9 protein-coding genes and 1 pseudogene are annotated in these 14,029 nt (G+C 53.2%); 4 read left to right on the top strand and 6 right to left on the bottom strand.

From position 1 onward, the window contains the following. Positions 1 to 50: 50 nt before the first annotated feature. From aguB to AC0YNW_RS24065, 3 genes are all read right to left on the bottom strand, one after another. On the bottom strand, positions 51 to 932 hold the full coding sequence (aguB, locus tag AC0YNW_RS24055) for an N-carbamoylputrescine amidase (protein WP_475834086.1): 882 nt from the start codon (positions 930 to 932) through the stop codon (positions 51 to 53). A gap of 26 nt (positions 933 to 958) precedes the next feature. Then, positions 959 to 1,993: an agmatine deiminase family protein gene (locus AC0YNW_RS24060; RefSeq protein WP_475834087.1), complete on the bottom strand. Its 1,035-nt coding sequence runs from the start codon at positions 1,991 to 1,993 to the stop codon at positions 959 to 961. Positions 1,994 to 2,144: 151 nt separating this feature from the next. Next, positions 2,145 to 3,050: a LysR family transcriptional regulator gene (locus AC0YNW_RS24065; protein WP_475834088.1), complete on the bottom strand. Its 906-nt coding sequence runs from the start codon at positions 3,048 to 3,050 to the stop codon at positions 2,145 to 2,147. A 119-nt stretch (positions 3,051 to 3,169) separates the two neighbouring features. Here AC0YNW_RS24065 and AC0YNW_RS24070 point away from each other — a divergent pair, with 119 nt between their 5' ends. The 3 genes and pseudogenes from AC0YNW_RS24070 to AC0YNW_RS24080 all read left to right on the top strand — a co-directional run bounded on the left by AC0YNW_RS24070 (position 3,170) and on the right by AC0YNW_RS24080 (position 5,794). Then, complete coding sequence (locus AC0YNW_RS24070) at positions 3,170 to 3,976, top strand: ABC transporter permease (protein WP_475834089.1); 807 nt, start codon at positions 3,170 to 3,172, stop codon at positions 3,974 to 3,976. 2 nt (positions 3,977 to 3,978) lie between these two features. Continuing rightward, positions 3,979 to 4,782, top strand: a pseudogene (locus AC0YNW_RS24075) (ABC transporter permease). A 16-nt stretch (positions 4,783 to 4,798) separates the two neighbouring features. Further along, complete coding sequence (locus tag AC0YNW_RS24080) at positions 4,799 to 5,794, top strand: ABC transporter ATP-binding protein (RefSeq protein WP_475834090.1); 996 nt, start codon at positions 4,799 to 4,801, stop codon at positions 5,792 to 5,794. Between the two features lie 48 nt (positions 5,795 to 5,842). Here the strand turns inward: AC0YNW_RS24080 and AC0YNW_RS24085 are convergent, their stop codons facing one another. Beyond that, positions 5,843 to 6,781, bottom strand: a complete 939-nt coding sequence (locus AC0YNW_RS24085) for a phosphotransferase (RefSeq protein ID WP_475834091.1) — start codon at positions 6,779 to 6,781, stop codon at positions 5,843 to 5,845. Between the two features lie 101 nt (positions 6,782 to 6,882). Here AC0YNW_RS24085 and pepT point away from each other — a divergent pair, with 101 nt between their 5' ends. Further along, entirely contained in the window at positions 6,883 to 8,115 is a 1,233-nt protein-coding gene (gene pepT / locus AC0YNW_RS24090; RefSeq protein WP_475834128.1) for a peptidase T, read from the top strand. A 488-nt stretch (positions 8,116 to 8,603) separates the two neighbouring features. Here pepT and AC0YNW_RS24095 read toward each other — a convergent pair whose 3' ends face one another. Both AC0YNW_RS24095 and AC0YNW_RS24100 read right to left on the bottom strand, forming a co-directional pair. Continuing rightward, on the bottom strand, positions 8,604 to 12,713 hold the full coding sequence (locus AC0YNW_RS24095; protein WP_475834092.1) for an S-layer homology domain-containing protein: 4,110 nt from the start codon (positions 12,711 to 12,713) through the stop codon (positions 8,604 to 8,606). A 174-nt stretch (positions 12,714 to 12,887) separates the two neighbouring features. Beyond that, a complete protein-coding gene (locus tag AC0YNW_RS24100) occupies positions 12,888 to 13,580 on the bottom strand; it encodes a lysoplasmalogenase (protein ID WP_475834093.1) in 693 nt (230 codons plus the stop codon). Between the last annotated feature and the right edge of the window lie 449 nt (positions 13,581 to 14,029).

The following is a 14,029-nucleotide window of genomic DNA, read 5'->3' on the forward strand; positions in this document are numbered from 1 at the left end:
CAGATCAACAAAAAAACTTCCGGAGAATATCCGGAAGTTTCTCATGAACATTATTGTTTGATGCGAAGCTCGCCGTCATAGGATCCGATAATGCCGTACAGATCCGGACGGCGGTCACGGAAGATGCCCCACTCGATGCGCTGCGTCTCCAGTTGGTCCAGATCAAACTCCGCTACCAGCACCGTCTCTTCGCTGCGGCCCGCTTCGGCAATTTTATTGCCTTGTGGTCCTGCGATAAAGGACGAACCATAGAACGTAATGCTGGAATCCTCATCGGATTCCAAGCCTACGCGGTTCGAGGCAATGACAGGCATCAAATTGGATGCGGCGTGACCCAGCATGCACATCTGCCAATGATCCTTGGAATCGATCGATCCATCCTGAGGCTCAGAGCCGATAGCCGTTGGGTAGAACAGAATCTCGGCGCCCATGAGTGCCATGCAGCGCGCAGCTTCCGGATACCATTGATCCCAGCATACGCCGATGCCGATTTTGCCATAACGTGTATGCCATACTTTGAACCCTGTATCGCCAGGGTTGAAGTAGAATTTCTCTTCATAGCCCGGACCGTCCGGAATATGGCTCTTACGGTATTTGCCCAGTACTTCGCCGTCTGCGTCAATGACAGCCAGCGAGTTGTAACGCGCGTTGTTCTTCTTCTCGTAGAAGCTGATCGGAAGCACAACCTGCAATTCCTTCGCTACTTGACGGAAATGATTGATTGCTGCGTTCTCTTCCAGCTCCGTCGCGTACACGTAATAGTCCGCCTTCTCCTTCTGACAGAAGTACGGCGTCTCGAACAGCTCCTGAAGCAGGATAATCTGTGCGCCTTGTTTGGCTGCTTCACGCACCAAAGCGTCCGCCTTGCGGATGTTGTCGTCTCTATCGGTAGAGCAGCTCATTTGGGTAGCCGCTACTTTTACTTTTCTCATGGTGTTACCTCCTCTTCCCTATTCGATTATGCCCGGCCTGCCGGCATTTGTTGCGTCGTGCAGTGAACGTTGCCGCCCTCGGCGATAATCGCCATGCCGTTCACCTTGCGGATTCTGCGGTCAGGGAATGCTGCGGCAAGAATCTCCTCTGCCTTGCGGTCCGTCTCTTCGGCCGCGCCGCCGAATACCGGCAGAATGATACCGTCATTCACAAAATAGAAGTTCAAGTAGCTCAGCGTCAGACGCTGGCCTTCATATTCGGTATACGGAGGCTGCGGGATCACAATGATCTCCAGCTTGCGTCCCTTCGCATCGACGGCATCGCGAAGAATTTGCAAATTCTCCTGCGTGATCGCATAGTTCTCATCCGACGGTTCGTCGCATACTTGGATAATGACTTTGCCCGGTGCTGCGAAGCAAGCGATATTGTCGACATGACCGTCTGTCTCGTCGCCGCTCAGACCGCGCTTCAACCAAATGATTTCATCCACATTCACGAATTGCTTCACATGGGCTTCGATCTGCTCACGAGTCAGCTCCGGATTGCGGTTCTCGTTCAGGAGGCATTCCTCCGTCGTCAGCAGCGTACCCTCTCCGTCTGCATGAATCGATCCGCCCTCCATGACAAGCGGTGCGTCGAACTGGCGAACGCCGACATGCTTCAGCACTTGCGGCGCTACCGCATCGTCCAGATCCCATGGGGAATACTTGCCGCCCCAAGCGTTGAAGCCCCAATTGACACCAGCTAGCTCTTCTTGTTCACCCAGCAAGAAGGTCGGTCCGTTGTCGCGGAACCAGGCGTCATTGTGCTGGATCGGCAGCAGCTCCACATTGCCATTGCCCGTGAAGCGAGCACCTACACGCTCCAGATCATCCGGGTTGACGATAACCGTTACCGGCTCAAACTCGGCAATCGCCGTTATAATTTCGGCGTACCCCGCCGTTACTTCCTCATAATGCTCCGGATAGACCATCGAATCCTGCACAGGCCAGGACATAAAGGTTCTCTCGTGCTTCGCCCATTCCGCAGGCATTCTATAGTTCAAATCTCTAGGATTCATCTTGTCCTCCATTATCATATCCATAATAGGCATGAACGGGACTACCCCCGATTCACCCTCCTATCATATAACAAAAAAACGCCTGTCACAATGGATGTTAACGGGCGTTTAATCGCTGTTTGCCGATGCGGTCGGCTATGTCGAAGCTGGATTAGTTTCCCGCCTTCTCGCCTGCCTCCTCCAGCATCCCGTCAATAAAATGCTGGGCCGCGACCGGAATCGCCAGATGCTTCATTCGTACGATGCCAAATTCAATGCGGGGGATCTGCTCTTCCAGCTTCACCTCGAACAGGCTGCCCTCCTCCAGCTCCTTCTTCACGAACTCCTTAACCACGTAGGAGAGACCCAAATTCGCCTGGGCAAGTCCGATGAGTACATGCAAGCTGCCGATCTCATACTTCGGGGCAAGCGTAACGCCAAAGGAGGCCATCAACTGGTTCATCGTTTGGCGTGACGTCATATGCGGAGGAAATACAACGAGTGGATAGTTCGCCGCCAACTCCTTCAGCGAAATGGGCAATTCCGACAAATGCCTGTACTTCTCGCCTGCGACAAAACAATCCTGTATCGACAGGAGACTCGTTGTCGTCAACAACTCGTCTTCAATCGGCAGTCGAACGATGCTAAAATCGATTTTCCCTTCCTTCAGCATCTTCAGACAAGCTTGGGTACTACCGGGGGATACCTTCATATTAATTGTCGGGTATTCCCGGTGGAACCGTTCAAGATGGGGCAGCAGCACATATTGAATAACCGACACACTGGCAGCGATGCGAATCTCCCCGCCACCCATATTCGCTACTTCGTCCAGCTTGCTTTCCGCAGACATAATGAGCTCATAAGCTTGCTCGATGTAAGCGAACAAGGTCCGACCTTCGCTGGTAAGCGACACGCCCCGTGGCGTCCGGTGGAACAGGTTCGTCTGGAGCGAATCCTCCAACTGCTTGACGGCAAGACTCGCACTAGGCTGAGCCATATGCAGCTGCTGGGCCGCCTTGGAGATGCTCCCGGCTTTTGCTGTGTAATAAAAGATGCGGTACAGCTCCAAATTCACCATTGCTATATCCCTCCATTATAGCTGCTATATCTATTATTAATTATCACTATAGCATAGAGCTGGGCTATGATTAGACCCATATTATAGAAAATTTCCACTTGGAAGGGAGGACTACCTGTATGATGGCACCTTTCTCTTTGTTTGCCATGTTCGCCATGACCGCGTTCCGCATGAATAGCGTTTACCGCAGCAACACAGTCATCCTTGCTCTTGGCTCGTTCCTGAAGCTATTCGTCCTGATGAGCGTGTGGCAAGGCTTATTCCGCGGAAAGGAAGCGATAGGCGGCATTACCTACGACGATATGATGCTCTTCGTCCTCATCAATCTGCTGGTTGGCACCCTGACGTACTCCCGCATCGGCTCGACCATTGGAGACAAGGTCATTAGCGGCTCGATCAGCACCGATCTCATCAAGCCCGTATCCTTCAAGTCGTATATGATTGCGGACCAATGGGGAGAGAATATGTTCCGCTTCCTGTTCAGCGCCGTTCCGGCCTGCGTGATCTACTTCGCCTTCATGAGCGTCCCGACGATTGCTGCCGCACCTCTGCGAATGCTGCTTTTTGCCATTAGCGTCATCTGCGGCATCGTGATCATCTACCATATCCATTACTTGCTTGGCCTTACCAGCTTCTGGACAGGCAATGCCTATTATATCGATTGGTTCATGAAGGCCTTCTATGAGCTGTTCGCCGGCACCTTCGTTCCATTATGGTTCTATCCGCAATGGCTGCTGCACGTAGGCACATTCTTGCCCTTCCGACTCGTCACTTTCGAGCCCATCGCTATCCTGGCCGGGAAGACGGACATGGCGGGAGCGCTCGGCATTATCGCCTTGCAGGGCTTCTGGATTGCCCTTCTCCTGCTGCTGGAGAAATGGGCATGGTCCAGGGCTCAGCACAAAATATTCGTTCAAGGAGGCTAGCTATGGAATACGCATCGCTGTATTGGACCTTCATTCGTATCAACATTAAGGCCAAGACTGAATACCGGGCAGCCTTTCTGCTGACCTTTCTGTCTCGCGGCATTGTATGGAGCACTGAATTCGCGTTGATCTGGGTGCTGCTCTATCGATTCGAATCGATAGCCGGTTGGGGACAATACGAGGTTATGTTTCTGTATGCCTTGAATTTGACCTCCTACTCCATGGCGGCGTTCTTCTGCTTCCATCCCTTCACCAAGCTGCCCGCCAAGGTCCAATCCGGTGAGTTCGACGAGCTGTTAACCAAGCCGATGAATCCGCTGCTCTATCTGATGAGCCGCGAATTCACCGCCTCCTACTTCTCCAACGTCGCCTTCGGACTGCTGTTCATTGGCATATGCATCTATCATTTGGATCTGTCATTGGGCTTATGGGATTTTGTTTTCCTGTTCATCACGCTTATTGGCGGTATGCTGATTCAAGCCGCTGCCTTCATCTATACCGCGATCCCGTCCTTCTGAATGGTGCGCAATACAAGCCTTGCCCAGCTGTTTCTATACGACTTTAAAGACTTCATTCGTTACCCGGTATCCATCTATCCGGCATCGATCCAGATCGTGCTGACGTTGGTCGTGCCGTATGCCTTTATTAACTTTTATCCGGCGCAATATTTTTTGAACAAACAAGATTTCCTGTTGTTCCATCCCGTCTTTCAATATTTGACGCTAGCTGTCGGAGCCGTGCTGTTCACCGGCGCGATTCTGCTATGGCGCTGGGGAATCAAGCATTATCACAGCACAGGTTCTTAGAAAAGGAGACTTTACGATGATCGAAGCTCATGACGTATCCAAAGCCTATCGAGTGAACCGCCCGCGTGCGAGCGGCTGGCTCGCTTCTGCCCAATCCCTGTTCTCCCGCGCATATGAGTGGAAGACTGCGGTATCCGGCCTCTCCTTCCATATCGAAGAAGGGGAGCTCGTCGGCTTCATAGGGCCGAACGGGGCCGGCAAGTCCACGACGGTCAAGATGTTGTCCGGTGTGCTCACGCCTACCTCTGGCCGCATTCTGACCAACGGAATCGAACCAAGCCGAGACCGCAAGAGGAACGCCATGCATATCGGCGTCGTATTCGGCCAGCGCTCGCAGCTGTATTGGGATCTGCCTATGGAGGATACGTTCCGGCTGTTTCAGCGCATGTACCGTATCGAGCCCTCCGTCTTTCGCCGCAATGTGGAATTTATGGTGGAGCTGCTGGAGATGAAGGGCTTCTATCGGACACCAATCAGGCAGCTCAGTCTGGGGCAAAAAATGCGGGCGAACCTTGCCGCTTCCCTGCTCCATGATCCCAAAATCCTGTATCTGGACGAGCCCACCATCGGGCTCGATGTCATCGCCAAAACCAATATCAGACGATTTCTGAAGGAACTGAATGCGGAGAAAAAAACAACCGTTATCCTGACCACGCATGATATGGACGATATCGAGGAAGTCTGTGATCGCCTTATGATGATTGATGAAGGACAGATCATCTATGATGGCGGACTGCAATCGTTCAGCCGTCAATATGGCGGAGGAACCTTGCTCGAAGTAGAGTATAGAGGGAATGACGCTATTCTGGAGGATGCCCGAATTCAGGTCGTGGCGCATTCCGGCCATAACGTCACGTATCAATTCGATCGGAGTGACGTCTCGTTAGGCGAGGCCGTCAGCTTGGTCACGAGGCAGCATAATCTCCGCGATCTGCGCCTGAGAGAGCCGGAGCTGGAGAGGACGATCGGGATGATCTACGCCCGCAATAAAACAATGCGCGAGCAGGCTTGATCATAGCATCACATGAAAGGGGAGCCGAATCGCATCGTCTCCCCTCTCCTATTCATGATGCCGATTAGCCAGCGCCTGAGCGACGAAGCCGGTATGACGCTCCCGCATGATGCGCTCCACATCCGGTTCCAATCCCCAGCCGGACAAGCAGGATGCAGGCCGAAGCGCCGCGCACAAATCCCAATAAGGCAAGCATTCGTACGCTAAGTGAGGCATCTCCGCCCGATATTGCCGCGTGAAGACTTCCATCGCTTCTTCCCCGTACGCCCAGAGCAGCTCCAGCCTGGCATTGCCGACATCCGACATCGGGTCGCCCCAAGCCGCGTCCTCCCAGTCGAGAATCGCGGCAATGGAGCCATCCTTCCATAGGACATTCCCAGGCCAATAATCGCCGTGCAGAATGACCTCTCTGTTCCGTTGCAAATCCGGCCACGCTTGATCGAGAGCCTCGCGAATGCTCCCTTCATTTAACGAATCGTCCAGCCGTACGGGTGTCGCTTGCAGCTTATCAGCAATAACGGCATACATGTCTGCCAAAAAAGGGAGGTCTGAGCGGCTGATCGCCGCTCGATGAATAGCCGCAAGCTGGCTGCCTAACAGCTCGGCATACGGCACAGCTTGCCTGGTGAGCTGAAGTTCGGCGCGGCCTTCAATATATGCGGCAACGATGTACGGACCAGGAAGAATGCCGCAGGATTGATCATAAAGCAGGGGCTGCGCAACCGGAACGCCATGCTGCTTCAACAATTGCAGCAGCTCGAATTCATGTCTGGCAATGTCGGGGTCCCTTCTCCGATCCGCTTCGCCGTGCTGGCGCACGACGTAACGGCTAATCGCGCCATCTTCTGTTGCGACTTCTATATAAGTGGTGGAGGCCGACACGCCTCCCGCCAACGTTCGGCTTTCACGCAGCTCCCCTGCCGGATTCAGCTTCCGTGCAATTTGAACGAATGGCTCGTTTGTGTACTCCTTGCTTTTCGTCATCATGTTCCTCGCTTTCGGCTGCCATGCGGTTGCCTTTCATTTGATCCCTGCTTTATATTATACTTTGCTTGAAGATGAATATAGGAGATGAAACAACTATGTCGATGAGACAAGAGCTGCTTTCCCGGTTTTTCACATATGTAAAAGTCGATACCCAGTCGAATGAAAGCAATGAACAATGCCCGTCCACGCCCGGGCAGCTGACGCTTGGCCGCATGCTGGTCGAGGAGCTGAAGGCGATTGGCATGAGCGATGTGACCGTAGACGAGAACGGCTACGTCATGGCGACACTGCCTGCCAATACGGATAAGGACGTGAAGACGATCGGCTTCATGGCCCATCTCGATACCGCGACGGACATGACTGGTGCAGGCGTCAATCCGCAGGTCGTCGAGAACTATGACGGAGGCGACATCGTACTGAATGAAGCACAGGGCATCATCCTGTCCCCGTCGGAGTTCCCTGAGCTGCCCGGCTACAAGGGACAAACCCTCGTCACTACCGACGGCACGACGCTGCTCGGCGCCGATGATAAAGCCGGCATGACTGAGATTATGACGGCTATGGCCTATCTGATCGCCCACCCGGAGATCAAGCACGGCAAAATCCGCGTTGCCTTTACGCCTGATGAGGAGATTGGACGCGGCGCGCACCGCTTCGACGTCGATGCCTTCGGCGCTACCTATGCCTATACGATGGATGGCGGCCCTCTCGGCGAGCTGCAATATGAAAGCTTCAATGCCGCCGGAGCCAAAATTACGATTCAGGGCAAAAACGTCCATCCCGGAACGGCGAAGGATAAGATGATCAACGCGATCAAAATCGCCATTGAGCTGAACAGCAAGCTGCCGGCAGGCGAAGCGCCCGAGCATACAGACGGCTATGAGGGCTTCTTCCACCTGATGAATCTGGAAGGTGATGTGGAGCAAGCATCGCTCAAATATATTGTTCGCGACCATGACCGCGATCTCTTCAATGGACGCAAAGAGCTCTTGACCAGCATCGTAAAAGAGCTGCAAGCCAAATATGGCGAGGGACGCATTCAACTGGAAATGAAGGACCAGTACTACAATATGGGCGAAAAAATTGAGCCGGTGAAGGAAGTCGTCGACATCGCGCATGAAGCGATGGTCAATCTCGGCATCACGCCGATCGTCGAGCCGATTCGCGGCGGCACGGACGGCTCCCAGCTTTCCTTCAAGGGGCTGCCTACGCCGAATATTTTCACAGGCGGTATGAACTATCACGGCCGCTACGAATATGTCTCGGTCGATCATATGGAGCTGGCCGTCAAGACGATCGTGGAGATTGTCCGCTTGTATGAAGAGAAGGCTTAACGCCAATAGCGTTTTCTTGAGGGATCGCCTCGCAATGCCGTATTCGGCTTGTGAAGGCGATCTTTTGGGGTCGGCCTCATGATTCGTGAGTCATTGGCTTCGTTGAGCCAGGCGCTGTCTGGTGGAGTGCATTCACTTGCATATCCAGACTCAGCTTCCCAGCCGCCACGCAGCAGATATCGGCAGTATTAGGCGTTTATCACGACACTATTTCTGGATTTCCGCCCATTTGGAGCAAATAAGCGTCTCTTGCATCACTATTTCCGGACTTTCGCCAATTCGGAGCATTTAAGCGTTTCTCGCACCACTATTTCCGGGTTTGCGCCGAGTTGGTGTATTTAAGTGTTTGTCACGACATTAATTCTGGATTTATGCCGATCCACAGCAATTAGATGTTATTGCTCAACCACAGTACAACAAAGAAGCCTCCCGTCAGTTGATTGGGAGGCTTCGTCTTTACTTACATATAAATATTCGCCCGAAGAAGACTACTTCTTCTCCTGGAGCTCTTGCAGCTTCAAGAGAACCGTTACCGCTTCCGCTCTGGTCATGCCCGCGGATGGGTCGAAGCGGTTGTTGCCTTTGCCTTGCATCAGGCCCGCTTCATATACTGCCGCTACATAAGGAATTGCCCATTGCGGCACTTCGCCTGCATCGGAGAAGCTCAGCTTCGCCGCTGGATCAATCTTAAGTGCCGCTGCTCTGGCAATCATGACTGCCAGCTCGGAGCGCTTCACTCGTCCCGACGGACGGAATGTACCGTCGTCATAACCTCCGATCAGCCCCGCTTCCACAGCCTGCGCAATGGCCTGGTGCGACCAAGCCGAAATGCGCTCCTGATCCGCAAATGCAGATCCTGCTTGTGCTGCCGGAAGCTCCAGCGCGCGGACCAGCATCGCAACGAACTCCGCACGTGAAGCCCCATGATCCGGACGGAACGTACCGTCACCATAACCGGTCACAATCCCGCTCTTCAGCGCGCGTTCAATGGAGGAGCTTGCCCAATGATTCGCGATATCTGTGACCGTTGGGGCAGGCGTTCCCGGCCCATTGCCTTCTCCGCCTCCAGACTCACCGCCATTAGAGCCTTCACTGCCGCCGTTGTTGCCGCCGTTATTGCCCTCATTGCCATTCCCGTTATCTCCACCGTTGTTGCCGCCATTACCGCCGCCGTTATTGCCGCCATTTCCAGAAGAGGCCACTGCTACAACCGGCTCGGAATTGCTCTTGCCGACCATCGCTTTGATGACAAATTCATATTTGGCGGTTGCGTCCAGACCCGTCACTTCATAAGTGAAGGAGCTTGCGCCGCCAGCAGGGACGACACGCGCATTCCAGTTCGGACCCAGCTTATCGGTCTTTTCATAGATGCGGTAAGCATCCACTGCCGTATTGCCTTGCGGCGCATTCCACGTCAAGGTCGCCTTGCCGTCTTTGATCGCGCTAATCGTCGCATTGCGGACCTTATTCGGCTGCGGTGTCGTCTTCTTGATGCTGAATTCATCATACAGCTCTGTGGAGCCGCTCTCACTTGTGGTATACACCTGGAACGACATGGCATTGTCGGTTACAGTAATGCCCGTGAACATCTCCGTTCCCGGCTGCCCATATTTCTCCGCGAACGGGAACGGGCCTGCTTTCGGCGTATAACGCTTATCTCCCGCCGCATTGCTCACCAGATACATCGTGCCCAGCGGATTCAGCATGCTGCCGTCCGCATCCTTGACCGTATCCTTCTGCGGCGCATTGTCGTACATTGGATACGTCCGCGTATACGTGTGATCATGGCCGCTCAGGACCACATCGATGCCGATCTCGTCGAACAGCTTCGTCAGCTTGTCGCGGAAGAACAGTACATCGGAGTCGTTCGTATGGCTCGCTACGGAATAAGGCGACTTGTGGAACAGGACGATTTTCCAAGGCTTATTGGATTTCGCCGCCTCCGCTTTCAGCCACTCTTCCTGCTTCTTGTACACCACATCAACGCCATTGACTTCGTTATATTCCGTATTAATAATCATGAACTGAGCATCGCCGTATTCGAAGGAGTAGACCGAACCATCCGGCTTGGCACCTGTATACGACACATTTGGTACATTAAAGTGGTACCAGAAGTTGTTGTTCAGCTTGCTCTCGTGATTGCCAAGCGCCGGAACAAAGGGCAGGCTGCGCAGTGTATCCTGCGGCGTATTCAAAAGCCACATCCATTGATCTTCAATGTCCCCATGATCAACCAAGTCGCCCGTCAGCGTAAAAAATTCAGATGCCGGGAACGTCTTCATCGCCTCGTCCAGCGTATGCTTCCATGTCACATAATCGGATGACGTCGTGCCTTGCGTATCCGTCATATACAGGAACTGAAATGCATCGGCGCTCGGATTCGCCGTTTTGAATGTCCGAATTTCGCTCCAATGCCCCTCTTGACCGTCTCCAAGGCGGTAGCTGTACGTTGTATTCGGCTTAAGTCCTGTTGCTGTCGCTTTGTGGCTTGCATACGAAATCCGTTTGCCCGCGCTCTTGTCCTCTCTGGATTGGAAGACGTAAATTTCCGTCGAGGTTCCATTAAACGTGATCGTATCCGCTACAGGCATCGTGTTGCCCGCTACCTTCGAGGCTTCCGCTACTTGCAGCTTGGTGCCCGTAATGCTGGAATCGGTATACCAAGCAAAGCCTTGAGCCGAGCTCGGATCACCGTTATACGTCAGTGCGATCGCCGTCGGAATTAGGTCGCCGGACGATTCCGGCGTGAGGCCAACTGGATTGCCGATCAGCTGCATATCCCAATACAAGTCGGAGCTGCTGTCGCTGCGCTGGTGAACTTCAGCCGCTAGCACATTCGTGCCTTCCTTCAGCACGCTCAGCATGCTCCCTGTCAGATCAGCCGTCTCTGTCGTAGGACTGCCAAGCGTCGTAGCGCTCAGCGTCTGGTAGTCCGGCTCGCCCTCCGGCATATTGAAACGGTACACTTCTACTCCGTTCGCATACAGCACGACACCATCATCAACACCAAACTGACCGAACAGCTTCGTAATCAAAGTCAAATCCTCTACTTGGAACGTTGTCCGATAGTAAGTCGTCCGGTGCTTCTTGGAGCTGTCTCCGCCGAAGCTGACCACCGTCTTCATGCTGCCAAAAAGGGTTGTCGCATCGCTCACCGGATAGCCCAGCGGCGCTGGCCCTGCATTCCATGCCGCATCATCGAAGCTCACAGCTCTCCAAGCCGTACCTTGATCAGAGCCGTTGTCGAGATACTTCCAGACCGAGTTCTTCGGCAATAACGCAATGTTCTTGCCCTCTTCTACTGGCGGTTCTCCGCCGCCTTCGCCCCCGTCTTCGCCTGGAGGCAGCGCAGTCATCATCATATCAAAATACAAGTCAGAGCTGCTCAGGCTTTGGTTATGCACTTCAACAGCAAGCACATTCTCGCCATCGCGAAGCGCACCCTTCAGCGCATCCGTCAGATCAGGCGTATAAATAATCGGCAGATCCTTGGATGTGGTCGCCACCGTATCGTAACCAATCTCGCCTTCAGGCAAGCCGGCGCGGAACACTTCAACCCCATTCACATAGAACACCATACCGTCATCCACGCCGAATACGGTCTCGTAAGAGTCGTACAGGCTCACATCGTCGATCGTTACTTTTTTGCTGAAATATGACGTGATATGCTTCTTGCTCGCATCCCCGCCATAGCTGATAATAGTAGCGACCTTATCGAAGATCGAATCCGGTCCCACCTCATTCGTCGGGACGTTGCTCTTCACTTTGTAGCCGAATGGCGCCAGATCGATGTCCCACGTAGTGAAATCATATGCCGCATCTTTCATCGCCGCACTATAATCGATACCTTTGTCGCTATAGCTCCAGCTTGCACCTTTCTTCACCACTTCCAGCGGCTCTACAGGCTCTGTTACCGAACCCTTCACCCCTGTCAGCATCATGTCAAAATACAGATCAGAGCTGCTCAGGCTCTGGTTATGCACCTCTGCCGTCAGCTTGTTGTCGCCATTGCGCAGCGCTGCCTTCAGCGCACTCGTCAGGTCCGCCGTATAGACAACTGGCTTGTCCTTGCCCGATGTCGCCAATGTATCATAGCCGACCTCGCCTTCTGCCATGCCCGCGCGGTACACTTCCACGCCATTGGCATACAGTACGATGCCGTCGTCTACGCCCAGCGTCGCTTCATAGCTGGCAAAAGCATTCACATCTTCAATTTGAATGATTTTGCTGAAATACGACGTCAGATGCTTCTTCGATGCATCATCGCCGAAGCTCGTAATCGTAGCCACCTTATCGAATACCGAAGTCGGGGCTACCTCATTCGTAGTCTTGCCGCCGGATACTTTATAGCCAAATGGCGCAACGCCAACCTTCCACGCCGCATAGTCGAAAGCTACGTTTTTCATAGCGTCGCTATAGTCGATGCCTTCATCGTTGTAGCTCCACGTCGATCCTTTATCTACAATTGTTACCTTGCCATCGCCTGCTTCTGTCCCCTCTGCGGCAGAAACGCCAGCAGACGGTACGACCGCGCCTGACATGACAACGATGGCCAATACTACCAGTAACCATTGCTGTTTTCTCCATTTTCTGAACAACAAGTCTACCACCTCGTTTAAAAGATTGTTGTCGATTCCTCCTAGTAACGGAATAAGACAACTCATCTTAACAAGGCTTTGTTTGTCCTGTGTCACCCCCATATTAAGCGATTATTGAGGTTTGGTAATGAAATTGTAAAAGGGACGCCAGATTGGCGCCCCTCTGCATCGATTTTATATGTTGGCCTTCAAACCAGGAGCAGACGTTGTATCTGTTCGGAGCAAGCTGCCGGAGATGCTGCCTGCGAGGAAGAGCTGAGCGGCAAAATAGGTGGACATGATCAGCAGCCCGGCAGACGGCACAGACTCCACGAACTTGTTCCACGCCAGTACCGAATCCGAAATAACGAAGAGCAGAGCCCCGATGGCTGCATATGCATTCCCGCTTAGGATCGCCGTCCAGAACATGAGGCCAATTACAATGATGTAGCATAGAACCGGAATCCATAATCCGCTCCTCGAATCGTCAGCGATAAGGGCCGTATGAAACTTGTTAGCCATCCAGATGCAATACAATACGATCGGAATGCCAGCCAGCCAACCTAGCAACGAGCTTCTCAGACGTGTCAGCATCGCAACCGTATAGAACAGATGCCCAGTCAGGAAAGAAGCGAGTCCCATCGTAAACCACTTATCGCCGGACATGAGCAGAAACGCGTCTCCGCCGATGCTGAAGATCAGTCCCGTGACGACAAGTCCCTTATACACACGCGACGTCCTCCCTGGATGAGACGTGATGGCCAGCGTAATAATCAGCGTCATCGGAAGCAGCTTGAATACCCAATGCAGCGGCTCGCTATCAACCGATAATGTAGCCAGATGAACCAGTCCTGTCGATACAATCAATCCCAGCAACCATTTGGACATGAACAGATCTCCTCCTATGCATCTATACATCGTCACAACCTATAGCTACGCTCAGTATACAGAATGGACCAGTGATAGAACAGCTATTTTTGAAGCGCTTTCCTGAGGAAAAGAGGGTCTACCAGGGATACTCAAACGAGCGGGCATTCCTCTTGCTTTCAAAGGCATACACTGCAATACCCTTGACCGCGCGCAGCTCCCAGCGGGCAATGGGACGGTACGGTGCCACCTGCTACCTTTCCTTCTTCTCCATACTTGCGGACGCTTGCGACAGCCGCTCCCACTCTGCCAAGAACGCCTGCGGCTCATCCACGGTTATGACGACACTGGACACTAGCCTACACCTGCCGATAGCGCTGCGGATCTCAATTGGCTCCTTTAATTGCAACTCGAAATGCGACAAATGGCTTTCTCGCCGTCATGAACAAAGCATAGTAGATTATGGCCAA

The organism is Paenibacillus sp. J31R120, from assembly GCF_056269225.1.

Excerpts from the sequence above, each read along its gene's own strand:
- aguB (WP_475834086.1), bottom strand. The coding sequence starts at position 932 with ATGAGAAAAGTAAAAGTAGCGGCTACCCAAATGAGCTGCTCTACCGAT.
- AC0YNW_RS24060 (WP_475834087.1), bottom strand. The coding sequence starts at position 1,993 with ATGAATCCTAGAGATTTGAACTATAGAATGCCTGCGGAATGGGCGAAG.
- AC0YNW_RS24065 (WP_475834088.1), bottom strand. The coding sequence starts at position 3,050 with ATGGTGAATTTGGAGCTGTACCGCATCTTTTATTACACAGCAAAAGCC.
- AC0YNW_RS24070 (WP_475834089.1), top strand. The coding sequence starts at position 3,170 with ATGATGGCACCTTTCTCTTTGTTTGCCATGTTCGCCATGACCGCGTTC.
- AC0YNW_RS24080 (WP_475834090.1), top strand. The coding sequence starts at position 4,799 with ATGATCGAAGCTCATGACGTATCCAAAGCCTATCGAGTGAACCGCCCG.
- AC0YNW_RS24085 (WP_475834091.1), bottom strand. The coding sequence starts at position 6,781 with ATGATGACGAAAAGCAAGGAGTACACAAACGAGCCATTCGTTCAAATT.
- pepT (WP_475834128.1), top strand. The coding sequence starts at position 6,883 with ATGAGACAAGAGCTGCTTTCCCGGTTTTTCACATATGTAAAAGTCGAT.
- AC0YNW_RS24100 (WP_475834093.1), bottom strand. The coding sequence starts at position 13,580 with ATGTCCAAATGGTTGCTGGGATTGATTGTATCGACAGGACTGGTTCAT.